This is a genomic window from Mucilaginibacter sp. P19, from assembly GCF_050632265.1.
Taxonomy (GTDB): Bacteria; Bacteroidota; Bacteroidia; order Sphingobacteriales; family Sphingobacteriaceae; genus Mucilaginibacter; species Mucilaginibacter gossypii.
The window spans coordinates 1,360,278-1,384,826 of record NZ_CP192586.1; the positions used below are offsets into that span (position 1 = coordinate 1,360,278).

The 24,549-nt window shown below is 43.7% G+C and carries 15 protein-coding genes; 10 read left to right on the forward strand and 5 right to left on the reverse strand.

Translation table 11 applies throughout. From position 1 onward, the window contains the following. The first annotated feature begins 10 nt into the window (after positions 1-10). The 5 genes from ACQ86K_RS06410 to ACQ86K_RS06430 all read left to right on the forward strand — a co-directional run bounded on the left by ACQ86K_RS06410 (position 11) and on the right by ACQ86K_RS06430 (position 9,217). Complete coding sequence (locus tag ACQ86K_RS06410; RefSeq protein WP_091162983.1) at positions 11-1,711, forward strand: RagB/SusD family nutrient uptake outer membrane protein; 1,701 nt, start codon at positions 11-13, stop codon at positions 1,709-1,711. 71 nt (positions 1,712-1,782) lie between these two features. Next, positions 1,783-3,285 carry an RICIN domain-containing protein gene (locus ACQ86K_RS06415; protein WP_091162984.1) on the forward strand — a complete coding sequence of 501 codons (1,503 nt, stop codon included), beginning with the start codon at positions 1,783-1,785 and terminating at the stop codon, positions 3,283-3,285. A 101-nt stretch (positions 3,286-3,386) separates the two neighbouring features. Next, complete coding sequence (locus ACQ86K_RS06420; RefSeq protein WP_431200032.1) at positions 3,387-4,874, forward strand: glycoside hydrolase; 1,488 nt, start codon at positions 3,387-3,389, stop codon at positions 4,872-4,874. A gap of 22 nt (positions 4,875-4,896) precedes the next feature. Next, positions 4,897-7,329, forward strand: coding sequence for a glycoside hydrolase family 2 TIM barrel-domain containing protein (locus tag ACQ86K_RS06425; RefSeq protein ID WP_091162986.1), 2,433 nt, complete (start codon positions 4,897-4,899; stop codon positions 7,327-7,329). A 49-nt stretch (positions 7,330-7,378) separates the two neighbouring features. Beyond that, positions 7,379-9,217 (forward strand): glycoside hydrolase family 35 protein, encoded by a 1,839-nt coding sequence (locus ACQ86K_RS06430; RefSeq protein WP_091162987.1) that lies wholly within the window; start codon positions 7,379-7,381, stop codon positions 9,215-9,217. 86 nt (positions 9,218-9,303) lie between these two features. On the opposite strand, the gene ACQ86K_RS06435 is transcribed toward ACQ86K_RS06430, so the two are convergent. The 5 genes from ACQ86K_RS06435 to ACQ86K_RS06455 form a co-directional block, all read right to left on the reverse strand. Beyond that, positions 9,304-10,005 (reverse strand): hypothetical protein, encoded by a 702-nt coding sequence (locus tag ACQ86K_RS06435; protein WP_176844362.1) that lies wholly within the window; start codon positions 10,003-10,005, stop codon positions 9,304-9,306. A 209-nt stretch (positions 10,006-10,214) separates the two neighbouring features. Further along, the gene (locus tag ACQ86K_RS06440; protein WP_091162989.1) at positions 10,215-10,796 is read right to left on the reverse strand and encodes a cupin domain-containing protein; all 582 of its coding nucleotides are present in this window, start codon (positions 10,794-10,796) and stop codon (positions 10,215-10,217) included. Between the two features lie 283 nt (positions 10,797-11,079). Beyond that, entirely contained in the window at positions 11,080-11,259 is a 180-nt protein-coding gene (locus ACQ86K_RS06445) for a histone H1 (protein WP_090532015.1), read from the reverse strand. A 154-nt stretch (positions 11,260-11,413) separates the two neighbouring features. Beyond that, positions 11,414-13,816, reverse strand: coding sequence for a glycoside hydrolase family 127 protein (locus ACQ86K_RS06450; RefSeq protein ID WP_176844363.1), 2,403 nt, complete (start codon positions 13,814-13,816; stop codon positions 11,414-11,416). A gap of 26 nt (positions 13,817-13,842) precedes the next feature. Further along, positions 13,843-16,212, reverse strand: a complete 2,370-nt coding sequence (locus ACQ86K_RS06455; RefSeq protein WP_176844364.1) for a glycoside hydrolase family 127 protein — start codon at positions 16,210-16,212, stop codon at positions 13,843-13,845. Between the two features lie 347 nt (positions 16,213-16,559). Here ACQ86K_RS06455 and ACQ86K_RS06460 point away from each other — a divergent pair, with 347 nt between their 5' ends. From ACQ86K_RS06460 to ACQ86K_RS06480, 5 genes are all read left to right on the forward strand, one after another. Continuing rightward, a complete protein-coding gene (locus ACQ86K_RS06460; RefSeq protein ID WP_091162991.1) occupies positions 16,560-19,586 on the forward strand; it encodes a SusC/RagA family TonB-linked outer membrane protein in 3,027 nt (1,008 codons plus the stop codon). 25 nt (positions 19,587-19,611) lie between these two features. Then, complete coding sequence (locus ACQ86K_RS06465) at positions 19,612-21,003, forward strand: SusD/RagB family nutrient-binding outer membrane lipoprotein (RefSeq protein WP_091162992.1); 1,392 nt, start codon at positions 19,612-19,614, stop codon at positions 21,001-21,003. Between the two features lie 122 nt (positions 21,004-21,125). Beyond that, positions 21,126-22,064 carry a dihydrodipicolinate synthase family protein gene (locus tag ACQ86K_RS06470; protein WP_091162993.1) on the forward strand — a complete coding sequence of 313 codons (939 nt, stop codon included), beginning with the start codon at positions 21,126-21,128 and terminating at the stop codon, positions 22,062-22,064. Between the two features lie 64 nt (positions 22,065-22,128). Continuing rightward, the gene (locus tag ACQ86K_RS06475) at positions 22,129-23,070 is read left to right on the forward strand and encodes a 4-hydroxyproline epimerase (RefSeq protein ID WP_431200033.1); all 942 of its coding nucleotides are present in this window, start codon (positions 22,129-22,131) and stop codon (positions 23,068-23,070) included. A 200-nt stretch (positions 23,071-23,270) separates the two neighbouring features. Next, complete coding sequence (locus ACQ86K_RS06480; protein ID WP_091163476.1) at positions 23,271-24,515, forward strand: NAD(P)/FAD-dependent oxidoreductase; 1,245 nt, start codon at positions 23,271-23,273, stop codon at positions 24,513-24,515. Positions 24,516-24,549 lie beyond the last annotated feature (34 nt).

The following is a 24,549-nucleotide window of genomic DNA, read 5'->3' on the forward strand; positions in this document are numbered from 1 at the left end:
TCAAACGATAATGAAACTACAATATAAAGCCCCACTATTTTTGATGATGGGCGGTATGCTGAGTATTACAGCATGTAAAAAGAATTTACTGGATGTAACACCAACCGATAGGATTGCTTCATCGGCGATTGCTTCAGACACAGCTGTATTTGAAGCGTTTGTAACGAATCGTTACATAGGTGCCAGGTTACAGGATAAAGAGGGTGATGGCTCAAACCCTGGTTTTGGCCGTGGTTTTGAATATAGCATGTGGAGCTCACTCACTGACGAGTCTATTTATAATAATGATGATGCTACCTGGCTGATTCAAAGGGGCCAGCTTGCTCCCGAAAATTTAGGTGGTGCAGGTGTGCTTTGGGCACGTAGCTATCGCAGTATCCGTGAATGTAATTCAGCACTTGCTCTTTTACCGACAGTTGCTTTAAGTGCCGCCCATAAAACCCGCATAGAGGGCGAACTTAAATTTATCAGGGCTTTCCGTTATCAGGACTTGATCCGCAATTATGGCGGAGTTGTGTTGATGGGGGATAAAGTAACTAACCTTAATGATAACCTGCAGGACCCGTCACTATCTAAACGTGCTTCTATCAAAGAGTGTATTGATTACGTGAGTGCCCAGCTTGACGACGCCGCATCAAAATTGCCGCTAAACAATGATGGTAGCTGGCTTTTGGGCCGTGCTACTAAAGGCGCGGCGTTGGCTTTAAAATCAAGGCTGAAATTATATGCTGCAAGCCCCTTATATAATGCAGGTACCTGGGCCGATGCTGTTACCGCTGCGCAAGCTGTTATCAGTTTGAATAAATATGGTATCTACACCGGTGGCTATAATAACCTGTTTTTAGTTAACGAAACCAACGAAACCATTTTTGAACGTTTATACACTAAAAACGCTAACCATACGCACCTTGAGATAGCCAACGGCCCCAACGGTTATGGCGGCTGGGCTGGTAACACGCCGCTTCAAAACCTGGTTGATGATTATGAAATGGATAATGGTAAAGCCATTACAGATCCGACATCTGGTTATGACCCAACACATCCGTATGACCACCGTGACCCGAGGTTTGCTGCTACTGTTTTATACAATGGCGCTCTTTACCGTGGTCAAACGGTTGACTCTTATATTCCAGGTGGTAAGGATAGTAAAGATGGACCTGATAACTGGAATACCACTAAAACAGGTTACTATCTTAAAAAATACATGAACGATGCTTACCCTCTGCAAAACCCGTGGGGTAACGCAGGCTTCCAGCCATGGATCTATTTCCGCTATGCCGAAATCCTGTTGAATTTTGCTGAGGCAGCTAATGAGGCTTATGGCCCTGATGTTGTACCTTCAGGTTCAACCTTATCCGCACGTACCGCTATTAACCTGATCCGTTCACGTCCAAGTGTTAATATGCCTCCTTTGGCTGCAGGTATGTCGCAATCACAGATGCGTGATGCCGTACGCTACGAACGCCGCGTTGAGCTGGCATTTGAAGAGCACCGCTTTTATGATGTACGCCGCTGGAAAATTGCCGAGGTTACGGAAAATAAGCCAGCTGGTGGTGTAATCATTACCAAAGATTCCAATGGCAAGTTTGTTTATACGCCAAAAATTGCTTTGGATGGTAGAAAGTTTGAAACCAAACATTACTGGTTGCCAATACCAAGAACTGAAATCCAGGCATCAGGTGGTCAGTTACAACAAAACCCTGGTTACTAATAACCAATATTCCGGGGGAAGAGTTTCTTTCTTCCCCCTTTTTTCCTTCCAATTATAACCTATAGCAAATTATGAAAAACTTAAGTATTGCATTAATAGCGATGTGTTGTTTGGTGGCCGGGTGTAAAAAGGATATCGTATCAGTAAAAAAATCGTCAACTCCGGATGAAGTAAAAACAGGAGATAAAACAGTAACTACAGATTCAACACCGGCAAGCGCGCTGAAAGGCGTGAACTGGGCGGCTGATGGTGATAATTTTAGCGACGGGATACTGGTATTAAGCGGTTTAACATCTGCTGATAGTTATGCCACGGTATCGGCTAAAGCAGATGCTGTTTTAACAGGCATACAGGCTAATACAGGGGCAAATACGGTAAGGCTGCCTGTAAACTATTCAACCGTATCGCAAACCTGGTGGAATTCATACACCGGCGTTATCGATAAAGCATTGAGCAAGGGAATGAATGTGATACTGGGCTACTGGGAAGCCAAATCATCCGAAGATGGTAAGATAGATAATACCACCGAATTTTGGTCGATGTGGCAAACCATTGTTACCAAATATGGCAGCAATGCCCACGTGTACTTTGAAATATTTAACGAGCCACATGGCTATACTTTAACCGACTGGACAACCATCTGTGCCCAGTGGTTAAGTAACTATCCTTCTGTTCCGCAGGGAAGGATTTTGATCAGCGGTACGTCCTATTCGCAGGATATTACCGGGGTAGGGGCCGATAGCCGTTTTTCGGGCTGTTTATTGTCGATACATGATTATACCTTTTTCAGTAATGGTACACTTACTACTGCTTTGCAATGGGAAAACCGCCTGAAAGGTAATATTGGCGCTTATAGCAGCCGCGCGGTGCTTACCGAGTTTGGTATCCCGATGACGGGTGGTAAAAATTATACCGGCGCCATAGGCGGTGATCAGGAAATTGCGTACCTGCAGGGATTAACCAACCAAGCACGTGCCTACGGCATGGGCGCGGTTTACTGGCCGGGCGTACGTACCGGCGATAGCTATGCCATTCAACAATTAAACGGGACAGGTACCAGTCTTACCGTATCAACAACAAATGCATCGGGCTTAAGCCGCATTAAGTATGCCTGGGGCGTAGGGGCCGGCGGTACCGACACTTTTTACACAGGCGCTTACTACAGGTTTTTAAATGTTAACAGCGGCCAGGCGCTTGATGTTAATGGTGGCTCAACTGCCAATGGAGCAGGTATCATACAATGGCCTCAAAACGGGGGCAATAACCAGCAATGGGTTATTGCTGCCAACGGTGGTGGCTATTACAAAATAACTAACCGCAACAGCACGCAGTCGCTTGATGTCAATATGAGTTCAACTGCCAACGGTGCGGCCATTATACAATGGCCCTGGAACGGCGGCAACAACCAGCAATGGCAGCTTACTGCTACCAGCGATGGTGTTTATAAAGTACTTAACCGTAACAGCGGGCTTGCGCTTGATGTTAACGGCGCATCAACCACAAATGGTGCAGGCATCATTCAGTGGCCTTATGGCGGCGCTACTAACCAGCAATGGCAAATAGTGCAACAATAATATTGCAATAAAACAGCGCTAAACAGTGCTGTTTTATTTGTTGATTTAAACACTATGATAATAAAAACTACTATAAAAAAATACTGCTGGCTGCGGCCGTTTTGGGGATTAATATTCCTTTTGTAAGCGGCCAGGGCAAAGAAGTAACTATTGATATCAATTTTTCAAAAACGCACCAAATCATTAGCAATTTTGGTGCTTCGGATGCGTGGGCCTGCCAGTTTGTGGGTAACTGGCCTGATGATAAGCGCAATAAAATTGCCGACCTGCTTTTTAGCCGGGACACCTATGCCGATGGATCGCCTAAGGGTATAGGCTTATCATTATGGAGGTTTAACATTGGTGCTGGCAGTACTCAGCAGGGAAACGAAAGTGGCATTAAGGACGAGTGGCGCCGTGCTGAATCGTTTTTAAACGGCGATGGCAGCTATAACTGGCGAAACCAGGCCGGGCAGTTGTGGTTTCTTGAGGCTGCCAAAAAGCGCGGGGTTAAGCAATTTTTAGGTTTTAACAACAGTCCGCCAGTGCAGTTTACTGTTAATGGAAAGGCTTACGCTACCGGTGGCAAAGTTAATATAGCACCCGATAAGTATGATGCTTATGCCGTGTTCCTGGCTAAAGTTGTAAAGGGAGTTGAGCAGGTAAGCAAAGTAAAATTTGATTACATAAGCCCGGTAAACGAACCTCAGTGGGATTGGAGCGATGGCGGTCAGGAAGGTGCCCCCTATAATAATGCCGAGGTAGCAGGATTGATACGGGCCATCAATAAAGAATTTATCAATAATAAGATTAGCTCAAAGATTTTGGTTGGTGAGGCCGGGAGCATCAACTATTTATTTACTAAAGGTGATAAGCCAGGTAAAGGCAGCCTGATAACCGATTTTTTTAAGCCGGGATCGGCCAATTACATAGGCGACCTGCCTTCGGTAGCCAAAACTATCGCGGCGCACAGCTATTTCACTACGTCGCCAATGGCATCGTCAGTAAAAGCTCGCAGGGCATTGGCCGATAGTATTGCGACTATTAATGGTCTTGATTTCTGGCAATCGGAGTATTGCATCTTAGGCGATAATGCGGGTGAGATAGACGGTAACAAGCGTGATCTGGGTATTGATGCCGCGCTATATTTAGCATCGGTGATCCACACTGATCTTACAGCCGCCAACGCGTCGGCCTGGCAATGGTGGACAGCCATTTCGGCCTATGATTATAAGGATGGCCTCATCTACATCGACAAAAATAAAACCGACGGCAATTTTTACGGCAGTAAAATGCTTTGGGCCATGGGTAACTACAGCAGGTTTGTTAAACCCGGAGCTGTGAGGGTTGATGCTGAAGTTTCATCAGTAGCTGAGGGAAAGCCCTTGCTGGTATCGGCATTTAAAAATGGAAAAAACTTAACCGTGGTTATAATTAACCAGGGTGCCAATGAGGTAAGAGCGGCATTTCACATAGATAATGCTAAAGTTCAGTTTACATCATCCTATTTAACATCGCAGGTTGATGAACTTAAAGCCGGTAAAGCAACCGGCGATGAGAATGTTGTTCCGGCACGTTCCATTGTCACGTTTACAGGTGTCATTAAATAGCATTTTATCTCTCTATCATCAAATGAAAAATAAAAAACATCTGCTACTTTTTGTACTTGGCATGTTAATGCTACCTGGCTTACTTAAGGCCCAGGGCATTGGTAAGCCGGTTTTATTTAATGCGGCATGGTCTTTCCACAAGGGCGATATCAGCACGGGGATCAGCGGGATCGCTTCCGAAACGCAATGGAGAACTGTTGATCTGCCGCATGACTGGAGCATTGAAGGCCCTTTTAGCGATGAATGGGCAAGTGCTACCGGTTATTTGCCCGGGGGGATTGGCTGGTACAAAAAGAGTTTCGCCGGTAATGCAGCCTGGAAAGCGAAGCAGGTATATATTTATTTTGATGGGGTATATAAAAACAGCGAGGTATGGATCAACGGGCATTATTTAGGTAAACGTCCAAATGGTTTTATTGCGTTTCAGTATGAGCTGACCAGGTATCTAAATTTAACCGGAAAAAATACGATAGCTGTAAGAGTAGATCACAGCGAGTTCGCTGATTCAAGGTGGTATACCGGCTCGGGTATTTATCGTAATGTATACCTCATCGTTAAAGATCCTGTACACATTGCTCCCTGGGATGTAGCATTTACAACGCCTGATATTTCGTTAGAGAAAGCTACCGTAAAAGCTAAGGTGAGTGTTACCAACAGCAACAAGGTTGATGCTTCTGTATTAGTGAAAGTAAACCTGCTTGATGAGAAAGGAAAAGCGGCTATTGCCCTCCAAAAACAAATAAAAGCAAAACCGGGAGTACACGAGGTTGAGTTTGAGAAAGAATTATCGTCCCCCAAACTATGGGACACCGAAAAGCCCGAGCTCTATAAATTACAGGTTTCACTTAGCCGCAATGGTAAAGCATTTGACGAGGTAACGCAATCTGTAGGGATCCGCGGTATCCGTTTCGATAAGGATAAGGGTTTCTTTTTAAATGGTAAAAGTACCAAACTTAAAGGCGTTTGTATCCATGATGATGCAGGCGCCCTGGGTGTAGCCGTTCCGCAGGAAGTTTGGGTACGCAGGTTGAAATTATTGAAAGATGCAGGAGTAAATTCGCTCAGGTTAAGCCATAACCCTCATGCCGATTATTTATACGATTTGTGCGATAAGATGGGCTTTTTAGTAATGGACGAAGCTTTTGACGAATGGGAGGTAGGAAAAAACAAATGGGTAGCAGGCTGGAATGTTGGTACGCCATCCAAAAACGGATACCACGAATATTTTAAAGAATGGGCAGATCGGGATGTAGCTGATATGGTACTGCGAGCGCGTAACCATCCATCTATCATTATGTGGAGCATTGGTAACGAAATAGATTACCCCAACGACCCATATACCCATGAGGTGTTAAACACAGGCCGCAACCCGCAGATCTATGGTAAGGGCTACCTGCCTGATCATCCCCCGGCAAGCGGTTTAACACCGATAGCCAAACAATTAGTTAAAGCTGTAAAAGCGGTTGATCAAACCCGCCCGGTAACTGCTGCGCTGGCCGGTGTGGTGATGTCGAACGAAGTTGGCTACCCTGATGTATTGGATGTTGTGGGCTATAATTACCAGGAATACCGGTACCCCGAAGATCATAAAAAATATCCCAACCGGATCATTTACGGCAGTGAGAACGGCATGCAAAAACAAGCCTGGAACGCTGTAGACAGTAATGAATATATTTCGGCCCAATACCTGTGGACTGGTATAGATTACCTGGGTGAAGCCGGCAAATGGCCGCAGCGCAGTAACGGAGCAGGACTTATTGATCTGGCCGGCTTTAAAAAGCCTGAATATTTCTTCAGGCAAAGTCTTTGGTCGGACAAGCCCATGGCTTATATAGGTGCACGTCCTATAACCGGGACCGATGACAAAGGGATCTGGAGCCACCGTACTGCCGAGCCTGTTTGGAATTGGCAATCTGGCAGTAAAGTAAAAGTTGATTGCTTTACCAATTGCCAGGAAACAGAATTGTTCCTGAATGGCAAATCTCTTGGTAAACAAATAAGCGGCGCCGCAAGAGGGCAGGTTCCATCATGGCAGGTTGACTATGAGCCTGGCGAGCTGGTTGTTAAAGGTTACAACAACGGTATTGAAGTATGCACTAACAATATCAAAACAGCCGGCGATGCTTATCAACTTAAAACGGTAGCTGATAATATCCTGTTTAACCATAACACAAAAGGCTTGAGCCAGATTGAGATTTACATTACCGATAAAAACGGGAACCCGGTATTTACTGCTACCGATGAGATAATAGTAACAGTTAACGGCGCAGCTAAACTATTGGGTCTTGAAAGCGGCAGCAACAGCAGCCATGAAAGCTACCAATCAAACAAACGTAAAGCATTGCATGGGCGCTTATTGGCCTATGTACAAACTACAGGTAAACCTGGCGTGGTACAGGTGCAGTTTGGTGCCGGTAATCTTAAATCATCAACTATAACATTAACCGTAAAATAGTCAACCCCCTTATACAAATAAAAACTAAAACCCTGCATTTTTTCAATTTATGAAACTTATAAAACTACTGTTCCTCTTTGTTATCCTGTTTGCATCAGCAAAGCTGCAGGCGCAAAATGCCAAACATACTTTTGCTCTTGGCGATACTACATTTCTGCTTGATGGTAAACCGCTGCAGATCATTTCAGGCGAAATGCACTATACCCGCGTTCCGCGTGAGGCCTGGCGCCAGCGTATGAAAATGGCCAAAGCAATGGGTTTGAACACTATTGGTACCTATGTTTTCTGGAATGTTCACGAGCCACAAAAAGGACATTATGATTTTACAGGCAATCATGATATTGCTGAGTTTGTTAAAATAGCAAAGGAGGAAGGCCTTTGGGTGATACTACGCCCAAGCCCATACGTTTGCGCCGAATGGGAGTTTGGCGGTTACCCATACTGGCTTGAAAAAGAGCAGGGCTTAGTGGTGCGCAGCAAGGAGCCTAAATACCTGGAAGCTTATAAAAGATATCTTACCCAGGTAGGTAAGCAATTGTCACCACTGTTGGTGAACCACGGCGGTAATATTTTAATGGTACAGATAGAGAATGAATACGGCTCGTACGGCAGCGATAAAGATTACCTGGCCCTTAACCGCAAAATGTTTATTGATGCTGGTTTTGACGGCCAGCTTTACACCTGCGACCCTGAACCAGCTATAAAGGATGGTCATTTACCGGGCTTGCTGCCTGCTATAAACGGTGTCGATGATGTAGCAAAAGTTAAAAAATTGATCGGCGAAAATTATAATGGCAAGGGCCCTTATTTTATTGCCGAATGGTACCCGGCCTGGTTCGACTGGTGGGGAACCGCGCATCATACTGTACCGGCGGCTAAATTTATACCAAAGCTTGATTCGGTATTGGCAGCAGGTATTTCCATTAACATGTATATGTTTCATGGCGGTACAACACGCAGCTTCATGAACGGTGCAAACTATAATGATCAAAATCCATATGAACCACAAATCAGTAGTTATGATTATGATGCCCCGCTTGATGAGGCAGGTAACGCTACCGATAAGTTCATGAAGTTTAGAGAGGTGATTAGTAAACACCTTCCGGCAGGCGTAACCCTGCCCGAAGTTCCGGCTGCTAAACCTGCTATGGAGCTGCCTGTAATTAAATTTACCAAATCAACCAGTTTATTTAATGTGTTGCCGCTTGCAAAGACCAACAATACTCCGCTTACTTTTGAAGACCTGAACCAGGCTTACGGTTTTGTGTTGTATCGTACAACCATTAACGGCGGCAAATCTGGTCTGCTTAAATTGAAAGACCTGCGCGATTATGGCATGATCTTCGTAAACGGTAAGCGTGTGGGGATCGTCGACAGGCGCAAATACCAGGATAGCTTGATGATCAGCTTACCAAAAGGAAAGGTAACATTGGATATTTTGGTTGAAAACCTTGGCCGCATCAATTTTGGGCCTTATCTGCTTAAAAACAAAAAGGGTATTACCGAAAAGGTACTTTTTGCCGGTACTGAGCTGAAAAACTGGAAAATGTATTCACTGCCTTTTGATGATATCAATAAAGTGAAAACAAATCCGGCAATTAAAAAAGTTGCAGCTAACAACGCACCGCAATTGAAAAAAGCAGTTTTCAAGGTTGATAAATTGGCCGATACCTATCTTGATATGAGTACATGGGGTAAGGGTATTGTTTGGCTCAACGGACACAACTTAGGCCGCTACTGGAATTGCGGTCCTCAGCAAACCTTGTATGTGCCGGTTGAATGGCTCAAAAAAGGTAATAATGAAATTACCGTACTTGAACTGATAAAACCATCAGAAAATACATTAAATGCGATTGATCACCCTGTTTTGGATGTTTTAGGGAAATAGGGTCAGGGTAGCCAATTAAAAGGAGGGCGCTGTTACTTTAAAGAAAAAGTAGCAGCGCCCTCCTTTATTATATTACAAGTTTTGAGCTAATCAGCTTTAGCATGCTTTAACAGGTGTACACCAATAAGGTATGGCATTATGAAAGGGATGGCAGGTATAGCAACAAGGTAACCGGCGGTGCCGAATGGCTCGGGCCAGTAGGATGGTAATACAACCAGCATCATGCCTATTAAACCGAAGATGATATAATACCGGCAGGCAACCGGATTAAAACGCCCGGTGACTTTAAGTGAAACGGCAAAAAATACGGTGCCAAGGTACATCAGTAATACTTCGGCTATACTGATCACATAAAATAAACTTTTTATTGGCCCATGCAGGTCCGGGCGTTTGGAAACACCTGATTGTATAAACACCCCGAATGCATCGGTTAGATAATATCCCCAAAAAGCCATGTTGATGATAAAGAGTGGCAATGCAAGATTAATCGCTGCTGAAGCCATTACCGAATATAGATTTTCGCCTGCCGCCTGTAATTTTACTTTCAACAATGCAGAACCCTGCGCGAATAAAATACCGCCTGTAATGAGTATAGTATACCGGATCTGCTGCTCTGCAGCAGCATTTACCCAACCCTGTAAAGTAGCAGGTGGTGGCCCCATTCCGGCGAAAATGGAAAATAATAGCCAGGGTGCAAATAGTAATAAAGCTGTGATTACCTGCTTCTTTATCTCCTGGTTATTGTTTCGGAGTTGATAGCCACCTAAATGCCAAGTTGCTGCTACCATTAAACAGGCGTTAACAACCCAAATTGGCAAATAAATTTTATAACTCACGTGGCCTATCCCAAATCCTATAGCTACAACTGCTAAAGGTATAAGGCATAAGTAAACCAGGCTCAGTTTTTGTTTAAAAGCAAGCCACTTCATGATAAGTAAGAAGGTATATAAATTAACATCAGAAATAAATTATTTGGTAAAAATGATGGTTGCGCCGGCTAAAACTTTTTATAGTAATCAAGCGGGGGGCCTACACGTTCAAAGCCATGTTCCTTTCTGAATGCGTCAAGCTCGGCTTCGGATTTACCTTTCATCAAACCATCGCTCAGTGCCTGGAAACAAGCTTCCATTTTACCGGCCGGCTGAAAGGTAATCAGCATTTTAGCTGGTGCGCCATCGCCTATTTTAGTAAAAGTATGCGGAACGCCCCGCGGTCCAAATACACTGTCGCCGGGTTTGGTATGAAATAGCTGATCTCCTACTTTTATTTGAAATTCACCTTCTAAAATATACCACCATTCGTCCTGCTCATAATGTACATGTAGGTTAGGCCCGCCTTTTTTAACCCGGGTTGATTCATAAACATACATATCACCATCAGTGTCCCTGGTTGAAACTTTGGTATAGAAAGTATCACCATCAAATAAGTGCATTGGATTTTGCGCGCGATCGGCTCCTGCATCGGTTTTAAAGCCTTTCTTTTCCCTGGTTTTGAAGAGGTTATTGGCAACTCCATCAAATGGAATAGCTAAAAATGTGGCAGCGCCCATCAAAGCGCGTACAAATGTATTCCGTTTCATATCGGGTTGTTTTGATTATGAATGTTTTTTCAGAAGGTTTACAAAGAAAGATCAACGGGAGTGAAAATACTTTTGAGTTTGTTACAAATACTTTCTGGTTCGTTACATTTTAAACCTGTGTGTCGGGCAGTAGGTTGTACTTGCTATGCCTTGTTGTGCTTTAGGCAGTTCGCCGGCGTGGAAAAACCCAAGCGAGTGATTGAAATGGCAGTGGCATCGAAAAAAATAAAGCGGGTACATGGAAAACCAGCCCCGCTTTATCTAAAAACATTTTTAACAGTGATTAAGCTGCTGCGTTTTTCTTTTCAGTAACTTCTTTACGGATATCCGTAGCTAATACTTTTAACTGTTGCATAGCGTTACGCAACCTTGTACCGGCAGCTTTGTTGCCTTTTTCATAAAAGCTTGCCGCATCAGCTTCAGCTGCTGCGATTACTTCTTTCACTTTTTCGAAATTTATCATTTTTTTATTTTTTAAGGCCGCAAATGTAGGGAATATAAGTTTATAGGTAAAATGGGCTTTTTCATACTTAAAGTATTCCGTTGCGGTGTAATTAAAATAGTAAAGCCTTTCGCATAAACGGAAAGGCTTTACTGTTATTATGGATAACAGGAGGTTATTTAACCGCCCATTCGTGGATCCCGGAAGAATTATCAACCGGTAACTGAATTTCCATCCGTAAGGCTGTAGTAGCAACTGGCTCAAAAGTAACTACGTTAAAGCTATCTTTACTTATGGCGTAGGGTGTAGTATTTTTAACAGGAACCCACTGCCCGTCTTTTTTATACAGGATCTTGTACGATACCGGGATACGGCAGCCACCCCATGGGCCGTCATCGTACCAGTAAACTTTCGATTCGCTTACGGTATGTTCGGCATCAAAATCATATTGCACAAACTCATTGGTGTTTTTGGCGGGCCACCAGTGCAGGTATGGGTAGTTGGTATCTTTGGAATCGGCGGGTTCATACTGGTCTTTTATGGCAGCAAACATCCTTACGTTTTTTAACGACGCGCTTACTTTGCTGGTGCTGGCAATGGTAGGTGCCGGTTTTGGCCGCACTGCCGAAGTTTCATAGGGGATCCAAACGGTCATTTCGCTTGGACCGCGATTGGCCCAGGCATAGTAGGGGATAGCCTTCACCATTTGCTCGGTTTGTAAAATGCTGTCGGTTTTTAGTTGGCGTTTGGCGCTTTTTCCTTCTGCACTGATTACATCAACACCGTTAAGCAGGTCGGCATGATAGTTGGCATCGGCAATGGCGTTTTTATCAATTAATATGTTTTGTACTAGGCTATCCTTGTTATCAGGGCCTTCAAGGCAATAAACAATAGGGCCGCGCTCAAAGGCAAATCTGCCACGGTCGTCTTTAACCTGTTGATTGGCCAATACCTTTTCGGTTTCCATCGGTAATAAAAGTGAAACCTTATCGCCTTTTTTCCAGGTGCGTTTTAATACGGCATAGCCTTTTTCTGTTTCAAATGATTTTGCCTGCCCGTTGATCATCAATGTAAGCGGGAAAGACTTCTTATCCATGAAGGTATACAGATCGCCGGGGACAGGTTGTTGTTTTGCCCAGCCCGGGATACGTACCCTCAATGTAAATTCACCCGCTTTATCCGGGTTAACAGTGATATCCACCCTACCTTTCCATGGGTAATCCGTTTGCTGTACTATGTTCACGTTACCCTCAGTAAGTTTGATATTGCTTGAGTTGCTCATGAACAGGTTAACGTACAGGTCGTTTTTGTTTTTGGCATACACATAACCCGGTAATGAAGGTAAAAAGCGGGTCATGTTGCTGATACAGCAGGCACAACTGATCCAAGCGCTGCGCTGGTGCTGGAACATGGAAGCCAGCGGATTTGGATAGAAAAATCTGTTACCACTCAACGAGACGCCCGATAACAGGCCATTATAAAGCGTACGTTCAAGCACATCAATATATTTCGAATCGCCGTGCAGCAGGAACATCCTGTTGTTCCAGTAAACGTTGCCAATGGCCGCACAGGTTTCTGCATAGGCCGACATATTAGGTAATTGATATGCCTCGCCAAAAGCTTCACCTGCCCCGGTTGCACCGATGCCGCCGGTGATGTATAATTTCTTGGTTACCACATCGCTCCATATATCATCTATGGCTGCCAAATATTTGGTATTACCTGTCAATGCAGCAATATCGGCCATGCCGGTGTACATGTAAGCAGCCCGTACCGCGTGCCCTTCGGCTTCATGCTGGTCAACTACCTTTTTATCGGCCTGGTTGTAAGCATCTCCTTTTGGGCCGCGTACATCTAAAAAGAATTTGGCAAGGTCGAGGTATTGTTTGTTGCCGGTAACCCGGTACATTTTTGATAAGCCGATCTCCACAATCTGGTGGCCTGGATATTCCTCAATTTTGCCCGGCCCGAAAGTTTTAACAAGTAGGTCAGCATTTTTTATGGCAATGTTGAGCAGTGTGCGCTTACCGGTTGCCTGGTAATGTGCTACAGCGGCTTCATAAAGGTGGCCTGCGTTATATAGCTCATGACTTAGATCTTCTTCCTTTTCCCAGCGTTTGGAACCTATCCATTCATGCGGCTTTTTGGCGTTAACAGTCCTGAATGTGTATAGATAGCCATCTGGCTCCTGGGCCGCGCCAATAATGGAGATGAGGCTATCAATGGATTTATCAAGCTGCGGGTTCCTTTTATTCTGCATAGAATAGGATGCACCTTCAATGGCCTTATAAACGTCTGTATCATCAAACGGAAACTCACTTAACTTATCGCCATCCAGTTTTTTTGCCGCACGTAAAAAGTTATCCATACGCCCGTTTGCCTTACATTGCGCCAGTACATACGGAATGGTAACGGTGGCATTTACTTCCATTTTGGGCTGCCAGAAGTTGTCATTTACATGTACGCTGGTGAAGACAACAGGTTGAATAGGGTAATCTTTTTGCTGTGCCAATACCGGACTTGTAAGTGCAGCCAGTGAAAAGGCAAGCGCACCGGCAACTTTTTGTTTATTGATCATGATATTCAAGTTCTTTTACTTTAAAATTAGTTTTTAACCATCCGGCTGCCGTAAACCGGGCCTGCGCTGTTCTCTTTTTGCGGCAACAGTTTTACGGTTACTTTTTGTTTGCCTTTTGTCAGTTCAATAGGCAAGGTGTAGCTGATATCGTAAAAACGGCTCTCTTTATATTGGTTCAAATCTTCAGAAGCCAATTTAACGCCATCAATCAGGATATCAAATTTTCTGCCGCGGTTATCCATGCCCCAGTAGCTGTTAATCAGCGTGTTTTGTGCATTGGCATCAACCTTCATTTCGTATTGCAGAAAGCCTCCGTTTTCTGTCGACCGCCATTTCTTTTGGTGATCTTCGCCTGTAGTGGCGTTTTCACTGCTGAAATTATGATCGCGCTCGGGCTGCATTTCGCCTACACGCAAAATATCCAGGGTGCGGGCTTCCAGTTCCTGTTGTTTTTTCCTTTGTTCATCATACGCTTTTTGCTGCACAACCCAGGCCTGTGGTGTAAATACGTCCCAGTAAACAGAATAGTATTGATTTTGGGTTTGATTAAAAGGGATCAAAGTAACTTCTTCGGGTTTTGAGATATTCACCGTGCGGAAACTTAGCTGTTTTTTATCAACCATTTGCAGCCATTGGTTAGGGTCAGTTTCGCTGGTCACAAAAACCGGAACACCTTTCAACGGATCGGGCTCTGTATTGCCTAAAACACCAGCCAATAATACCGGGCCGTAAAATACCGCGCGCCTGTTGGCATTGTCGGGCATGGCTTCGGTATAAAGTTTTTCGGGTGTTGTAAATTCAATTTTATCGTTGTTGCTCCATTTGCGGTTTAGCACAATATATCCCTGATCATCAGTGGCAGCATTTTGAGTTTTCCCGTTAATGCTGATGGTTGGGTTGGCAGTCCATTTTGGTTTACGGATGCGGATAGCCATGGTAAGCGGCTTTTTGGTGTTCACCGTAAATGTGATATGATCATCATTAGGGAAACTGCTTTGCTGCTTCACCGACAAACCTTTTGATGCCCAGTTAAGTACTGAGGGGATGAACAGGTTTACATATAAGCTGCCGTCGGTACCTTTAAAATAAATACTTTCGTTGTATTTAACATGGTTTTCCATGCCTGAACCAACGCAGCAGGTAAAATCATCAAATGGCGTACTATAATGCTTGGTGCCGCCCATACGCAATGGTACAAAGTAGCACATCATCCCATCAGTGTGGTTTTGCGATGCAAGGATATGGTTATACAGCGCTTTCTCGTAGTAATCCATCAGCATGGCCGAAGGCTCAACCGCAAACAAATGCCGGGTTAATTTCAGCATGTTGTAGGTATTGCAGGTTTCGGTAGTGTTTTCTGTTAGCTTATCGTTCAGTTTGTCTGCATCGCTCAGGTATTCATAATTGCTGTTACCTCCTGTTGCGTAGGAATGGTGGTTAACAATGGTTTCCCAAAAGAAATCGGCTATAGCCTTGTCTTTTTTATCGCCGGTAAGCTCGTATCTGCGTGCACTGGCTATTATCTTAGGGATCTGGGTGTTAGAATGCTTGCCCGGCAATATATCCTGCTTTTGAGATAGCGGATCGAGGATCTTTTTATCATAGAATTTATAGGATAGCTCCAGGTATTTTTTATCCCCATTAATAGCATAAAGGTTAGTTAATGTTTCTGCCATACCTCCATATTCACACAGCAGCATTTTTTGCAGTTTCTCGTCATCAAGGTTTTTGATGGTTTCGCCTGTCCAGTTGGCCATACCTTTGCATACTTTTAAGGCTTCGGCATTATTGCAATATAAATAGGCATCAAGTAACCCGGCCATAATTTTATGCACAGTATACCATGGCGACCAGCCACCGTTCAAATCGAAGCCACGGGAGCGGATCTCGCCTTTGGCAACCTCGGCCCAGATAGTGTCTTCTTTGGGGATTGCACCCACGTAACCTGTTTTGCGGGCTACCTGGCATTCGTCAAGTTCTTTAACTATATAGTTTACGCGTTTCAAAAATTCAGGATCGCGGGTTGATGCGTAGTGCATGGAAATGGCCGACAGGTAATGTCCTAATGTATGCCCTGCTAAACCTGATGACTCCCAGCCTTCGTACATTTTACCTTTAGGTGTAAGGCCCGAATGCGAGCGAAAAGCTGAAAGCAATCTGTCGGGCTCTATAGATAGCAGATATTTAACATCAGCATCCATTGCCGTTTTAAAAGGGCTTTCCAATAATTGAACGTCCTTTAAATTAAAAGAATAGGCTTTAACCGGAACTACCGGTTTTATCTTTACCCGGGTATCGTTCAATTCGGGTACGTAGGATTGTGCCTGGATAGTTTGTGCCCCTGCTAAGCAGGCTACGAGGCATAAGTTCAATTTAAACCACTTTTTTATTAGCATGATATGTTTGTGTAACGGTAAGAATAACTTTCAACTAAATTAGTGTGCTTTGCACAATTATTTTGAATAATATTTTGCAGTTGATAGCAGGATTTTATCCGTTTTTTTAACGTGCAGGTTATTTACAGTGAGTTTATTAACGATACTGCGAATTAACTATCAATATATTAACGTTTTAACGGGTTTTTATATAAATATAATATCAAATTAATGCTATTGTAACAGTAATGTTAAGATACGGGCAGTATTGGCAAATTTCATAAAAAAACAAGGGGCGGCTCGCAGATAGTTTTACGTGTCTGAAATACAGCATGTAATATATAGTTTTTAACCCCAAAATTTAATTTATGAAGTTTAAACAATTACTAAAGAGGTTCATTTTGCCTTTACTAAGTGTGTTTGTGTTTTGTTACAGCACCTACGCGCAAACAGTAACATTAAAAGGAAAGGTAACCGACGAGAAGGGCGAGCCCATAGTTGGCGCTTCCGTTAAAATAAAAAATACAAGCGCCGGCTCTGTTACCAACGGTAGTGGTATGTTTAGCCTTAACTATACCGGACAGGGTACACTTATGGTAACCGCTATTGGTTTTGCAACCCAGGAAATTAAGTTAACAGGACAAGCTCAGGTTAATGTAGCTTTAGCCGAGGATAATAAACAGCTGAACGAAGTTGTTGTTACCGCTCTGGGTATAAAACGCGACAAAAGGATCTTAACTTACAGCTCCCAGGAGGTAAAAGCCGAATCGATTGCGCAGTCAAAAGAGCCCAATCTGGTAAATGCTCTTGCCGGTAAGGTATCAGGCGTGCAGGTTACAAGCTCATCGGGTACGCCGGGTAGCTCCGCAAGGATCGTGATCAGAGGCGCAACTTCATTTTATGGCGAAAATGGCCCCCTAATGGTTATTGACGGGGTTCCTGTTGATAATGCTGAAACAGGTAACCTTAACTCCGGCCCGGGCACAAATAGACTGGCTGATATTGATCCCTCTATTATTGCCAGTATGAACGTGTTGAAAGGTGCTGCAGCAACGGCCCTTTATGGTTCAAAGGGTGCGAATGGTGTTGTTATTATTACCACTAAAAACGGCGCTTTGAATCAAAAGCCGCTTATCACTTTTTCTTCCGACTTTTCTTTTGAAAACCCGTTGTTGCCTCAAATTCAAAATAAGTATTCGCAAGGTACAAACGGTATTTATTATGATGGCGTAAATCAAAAAACAAGTACATCATGGGGTGCGCGCATGGACACCCTGAAAATAAATGGGCAACCCGCAAAAGTTTATAACCAGTCTGATCTGTTTTTTAAAACCGGCCACACGTATAATAATACTGTTAACATCGGCGGTGGCGGTAACAATTCTACTTACCTGGTTTCGTACTCTAATTTTAACCAGCAGGGTACGGTGCCAACAACTAAATTTTTGCGTAATACATTCTTCGCTAAATATAGTGCACAAGTGCTTAAAAACCTGACTACTACATTTCAGCTAAATTACTCCAATTCGCAAAATGACAGGTTGCCGGAAGGTTATGCGCTGGAAAGCCCGGTTTGGACAATTTTTACAGCGCCGGTATCATACAACCTGCAGCCCTATTTAAATGCCGATGGCACCCAGCGTTTGTATCGTTTTTCACGTAATAACCCATATTGGGTTTTAGATAACATCAAAAACCATTCGGGCGTTAACCGGTTTTTGCCAACTTTTACTGCCGATTATAAACCCCTGTCGTGGTTAACTATTACCGAAAGGTTTGGTGCCGATGTTTATGCCGAAATGGACAGGTATCATGAATCAACCCAGTCGGTGTCAAACCCCAATGGCAGGCTGGTTGATCAGAACCTTACTTACCGCCAGTACAATAATGATTTATTAATCAGTGCTAACAAGCAGTTTGGCAATTTCAATGTGGATGTTGTGCTGGGTAATAACCTGATCTCTACCTATGGTGAAAGTACATACGCAAATGGTGTTGGCTTAACTGTACCCGGTTTGTATAATATGGCTTCCGCATCAACAGTTAATTATAGTGAAGGCTCATCATTGCAGCGAAAAGTTGGTTTTTATCTGCAATCAAATATCGAATATAAACGTTTTCTGCTATTGTCATTAACCGGACGGTACGATGGTAACTCTGTACTTTCGATAGACCACAGCTTTTATCCATATGGTTCTGCTGCCGGTAGCTTCATATTCTCGGAGTTTTTTAGCCCCGAATTTTCAAAGGTCATGAATCTGGGCAAGGTAAGGGTTTCATATGGTACCGTTGGTAACGATGGCAGCATTGGTGCCTATAGCTTGTTAACCCCATATAATAAAGCAACTGTCCGGAACCTCTCTTTCCCTTATAACCAGCAGGCTGGTTTTTTAATCAACGATGTACTGGGCAATCCTAATCTTAAAAACGAGCGTATCAACGAGTTTGAAGCAGGGTTTGAGGCGGGTTTCTTTAATAACAGGATCAGTCTTGAGGCTTCATTCTACAATAAAAAAACAAATGGTGGTATCATACCTACTGTGGCGCTTCCGCCCTCAACAGGGTATTCTGCAACAAGTGTAAACTCTGCAGTAATGCGTAACAAGGGTATTGAAGTATTATTAAATGTAAACCCGATAAAAAGCCGCGACTTTAACTGGGACTTTACTTTAAATTTTACACGTAACAGGAATAAGGTATTATCTATTTATAAAGACCTGTCATTGATTAACATTGGCTTTACCAATGTCGTTATTGGGCAGCCTTACGGCGTGATATATGGTACCCGTTATGCTCGTAACGCTGCAGGTAAGTTATTGATTGACGATTCGGGGCTTCCATATGCCGATGATAACCAGGGTATAGTAGGTAATATTAACCCAAACTGGCTTGGTGGTATTAACAACAACTTCAGGTATAAACAATTCAATTTCAGTTTCTTTTTTGATATCAAACGCGGCGGCGATATTCAAAATAATGTTGATGGCTATGGCTATTTCTATGGCACGCCAAAAGTTACTGAAAACCGTGGTTTAAGAGTAGTTGATGGTGTAAATGCAACTACCGGGCAACCAAACACAGTAGCAGTTAACGGTCAGGCGTATTATCAGCGCGCAAACGGTGTGCTGGAGTCTGTTATCCAGGACGGCAGCTATGTTAAACTGCGTAATGTGAGTTTAGGTTACACTTTAAAACCATCATGGTTAAGTAAAAGCCCTTTCAAATCGGCAACATTTAGTGTAACGGGCCGCAACCTTTGGATCCATGCACCGCACTTTACCGGCGGCGACCCGGAAGTTAGCTCATTTGGTTCATCAAATGGTTCACAGGGGATCTATTCATTCTCAACCCCAACCTCAAAATCAGTTGATTTTAGCTTGAAAGTTACCCTATAATTTAAATCACTAATAAGAAATTGTCATGAAAAATAAATATATCACGTTAATAACATGCGCGTTGGTAAGCTTTACGGGCTGTAAAAAATACATTGATGTAAACCACGATCCCAACAGACCTATCGATGTTAAAGAATCACTGATCCTGGCCCCGGTTGAAGCTGCCGTATCACAAAATATCACCGCCGGCGGTAACCTTCCGATAGTAATACAGCAATACCTGCAGGTCATAGCCTTAAACCAGGTACCGCCAAATTTTGGCACTTATCTCATGTATCATCAGGATATGGACGGTGACTGGTATAATTTTTACACGCAAGTGATGAATAACCTTGTACTGTTAAACAAAAAAGCGGAAGCCGATGGTAATGCGAATTACGCAGCCATATCAAAGATTTTGCTGGCTTATACACTTGGCTCGGCTACTGATGTTTGGGGCGATGTTCCCTTTTCAAAAGGTTTTCAGGGTATTGCCAACGTTACACCAACTTATGACAGCCAGGAATCTGTTTATGCGCAGATCCAAACCCTGCTCGATAATGCTATTGCCGATATCGCCAAAAGCAGCGCTACCGTGCCAACTGGCGATGATTTTTACTACGCCGGTGATATGAGCAAATGGAAAAAGGCGGCTTATACGCTAAAGGCACGTTATTACATGCACCTTACTAAAGCACCCGGTCATACTGCAGCAGCACAGGCACAGTTGGCACTCACTGCCCTTCAAAATGGTATGGCAAGTAACGATGATGATATGAAAATGCCTTTCGCTGGCGGGGCCGGAGCCGAAAACCCATGGCAGCAAAACTTTTTACCGGGCTCAACGCTGGTATTGGCCTCAACATTTGTTGATGGTTTTGCAAGCAGAAAAGATCCCAGGGTATCAAAAATGGTAGCGCCTGCAATTGAAACAGGGTTATATACCGGAAGAGTGATCGGCTCGGACGATATTGGCAGTTTGGAGGCCTACTCATTAGGTGGCTCTTTTTATGCAAGTACAAGTTCAAATAACTATATTGTTACTTACTCGGAGGCATTATTTTTAAAAGCTGAAGCTACATTTGTAATATCCGGGGCTACCGCCGCACAACCGGTTTACACGCTGGCTGTTAAATCGCACATGTCAAAACTGGGTATTGCCGATGATGTTGCGGATAGTTACTTAACTTCAAGGGGAACGCTTACCAGTGCCAATGCCATGAAGCTCATTATTGAGGAAAAGGTTGTAGCTAACTTCCTGTCGATGGAGAATTATGTTGACTGGAGGCGTACGGGATTCCCGGCTTTAACCAAGGTGAAAAACGCCTTGTCGGATATCCCACGCAGGGTGTTGTATCCGCAGTCAGAAATGACTTCAAACCCGCAGCCGCAGCAAAACGCTAAGCTTACCGACAGGGTTTGGTGGGATGCGCAATAGGCGTTATTTAGCAGGCAATACGCGCGATTTTGACATTATTGGTTAAAATACGGTTATTGTCTGCTAAATTGTTAAATAAACTTATTTAATACTATTTTTAGTTTTGTGAAAAATAATATACAATGATAACTTTTGATTGGAAAGGTGTACTCCCTGCAGTAACTACAAAATTTACAGATAATGACGAACTTGATTTTGATGCTTTTGATATAAACCTGAACGCCCAGCTTGAGGCCGGCGTTGACGGATTTATATTAGGCGGCTCATTAGGCGAAGCAAGCGTTTTAAGCGATGACGAAAAATTCGCGCTGCTTACACATACTGTTGAGTTTGTAAAAGGAAAAGTACCTGTTATACTGAACATTGCCGAGCAAACTACCAAAGCGGCTGTTGCTTACGCCCAAAAAGCATTTGATAAAGGTGCTGATGGCCTGATGCTGTTGCCGCCGATGCGTTATAATAGTGAGGCCCGCGAAACGGTCGCTTACCTTACTACTATTGCAAAAAGTACCGAATTGCCAATCATGATCTATAACAATCCTGTTGATTACAAAGTTGAGGTTACTTTAGATATGTTTGAAGAGCTTGCTGCTTACGATAATATCCAGGCGGTAAAAGAATCAACCCGTGATATATCAAACGTTACCCGCATGATCAACCGTTTTGGCGAAAGGTTCAAGATTTTTACCGGCGTTGATCCCCTGGCTATGGAAAGCCTTGTGATGGGTGCCGATGGTTGGGTTGCCGGTTTGGTTGATGCCTTCCCTAAAGAAACTGTTGCTATTTACCGTTTGGTTAAAGCAAAACGTTATGATGAGGCTTTGGCGATTTATCGTTGGTTTTTACCTGTGCTTGAGCTGGATATTCACCCTAAATTGGTACAATACATTAAACTGGCCGAAGTTGCAACCGGCATTGGTACCGAAAATGTACGTGCGCCACGTTTACCACTAATTGGTGCAGAGCGCGAAAAGGTTCAGAAAATCATAAATGATGCACTTGCTGCAAGGCCTGAGTTGCCTGTAGGCAGCTGGGGTAAATTAACCGAAGTAGCGTTATAATTGCATATGGCAAGTAAAACTTTTTTGTGTTGATGCACATACCTGCGGTAACCCAGTAAGGCTGGTGGCCGGTGGCGGCCCTACCCTTAAAGGTGACAACATGAGCCAGAAACGTCAGCACTTTTTAAAAGAGTATGATTGGATCAGGACGGGCCTGATGTTTGAACCCCGCGGTCATGATATGATGTCGGGCAGTATCCTGTATCCGCCTCATGATCCGGAAAACGATGTTGCTGTTTTGTTTATTGAAACCAGCGGTTGTTTACCAATGTGCGGGCACGGAACTATCGGCACAATCACCATAGCTATTGAGGAAGGGCTGATCCAGCCTAAAAATCAGGGTATTGTGCGCATGGAAGCTCCTGCCGGTCTTGTATTGATTGAGTATAAACAGGAGGGCAAAAAAGTAACCTCTGTAAAGTTAAGGAATGTTGCAGCCTACTTGGCTGCAACTGATTTAGAGGTTGAATGCCCTGACTTAGGTACACTTACTATCGACGTTTCGTATGGTGGTAACTATTACGCCATTGTTGATCCTCAGCCTAACTTTAAAGGTATCGAGCATTATACAGCCGGTCAGCTGATAGCCTGGAGCCAGGTGTTGCGCAAACGTATTAACGAAAAGTACCAGTTTGTACATCCGCAGGATCCTACTATCAATACCTGTACGCACATCCTTTGGGCAGGTGCTACCTTATCTGAAGATGCAACTGCACGTAACGCGGTATTTTACGGTGATAAAGCTATCGACAGGTCGCCTTGCGGAACCGGTACTTCGGCCCGCATGGCGCAATGGTTTGCTAAAGGTAAACTGAAAGTGGGTGAGTCTTTTGTTCACGAAAGCATCATCGGCAGTAAATTTATTGGTAAGGTTGAAGACGTGGTTAAGATCAATGATATTGATGCCATTATACCAAGTGTAGAAGGCTGGGCCAAAGTATATGGCTACAATACCATTAAGATAGATGATGACGATCCGTATGCTCACGGTTTCCAGGTGATATAACAATATCCACGTTCCCTCAGGGTCTCTCGCAGAGGACCCTGAGGTTCAACGCTTTCTAAACATCTAATAAATGCTCAGAACGGCTAATCTGCATGGCGTATACATCAGGGTCCTCTGCGAGAGACCCTGATGGGACGTTTAAAAAAGAATTATTAACAAGCTTTCGGCTTTCCGCCTTAAGCTTTCAGCTTAAAATAAAAATGGCAAAGGTGCTGATAATAGGAGGTGGAATAGTAGGACTTAGTTCGGCTTATTACTTACAAAAAGCCGGGCACGAGGTTACTGTGCTGGATAAAGGCGATATGACAGATAGCTGCTCATATGGCAACGCTGGTATGATAGTGCCAAGCCATTTTATCCCGCTGGCAACTCCGGGTATGGTTTCGCAGGGTATTAAGTGGATGTTTAACAGCAAAAGCCCGTTCTACGTAAAACCATCCTTAAACCCCGAACTAATTTCATGGGGATTGAAATTCTTAAAGAAAGCCAATGCAGCACACGTTGAAAAATCGGCTGTTCCTTTAACGGAACTTTCTCTGCTTAGCAAAAAGCTTTATGAGGACCTGAGCAAAGAGCCCGGTTTTGATTTTGACCTGGTTGAAAAAGGCATCCTGATGTTTTATAAAACCGAAAAGGCTGGCGAGGAAGAAGCACATATGGCCGAAAAGGGCAGGGAATTGGGCCTGGATATGGCGGTGCTTAGTGTTAATGACTGTAAAAAGCTGCAACCCAAGCTTGAACTTGATGTGTTGGGCGCGGTACATTACCGTTGCGATGCACACCTTTCGCCAAATAAGCTGATGGCGGCTTTGATCAGGCACCTGAAAACCGTTGGTGTACAATTGCTTACCAATAAAGAGGTTACTAAAATTGAAACCAAAGGTGGTAAAGTGAGCAGGGTATTGGCAGACAATGAAGAGTTTACTGCTGATGAATACATTATTGCGGGTGGTTCATGGTCGCCGGCTATTGGCAGATTGTTGGGTTTAAAGATCTTGCTGATGCCGGGTAAAGGTTATTCTTTCAATGTAAAAGATAATAGTGAAACTATGCATATCCCGGCATTGTTAGCCGAAGCGAGGGTTGCTATAACCCCAATGAATGGTGGTTTACGTTATGGTGGTACCATGGAACTTGACAAGATCAACGATCGTATCAACATGAACCGTGTAAAAGGTATTGTAGAATCAGTGCCAAAATACTTCCCGGGTTTAAAACCTGCTGTCCCTGAACAAAAGGATATCTGGTTCGGTTTCCGGCCTTCATCTGCAGATGGATTACCATACATCGGCAGGAGCAAACAATATAACAACCTTACTGTGGCTACCGGGCATGGTATGATGGGCTTGAGCCTTGGCGCGGCAACGGGTTTACTGGCAAACGAAATCATATCTGGCAAACCAACCTCTATTGATATTAAAGAATTTGCCCCTGAAAGATCTTAATTTAAACAATTGATAACCCTTCTGGCATGCCGGA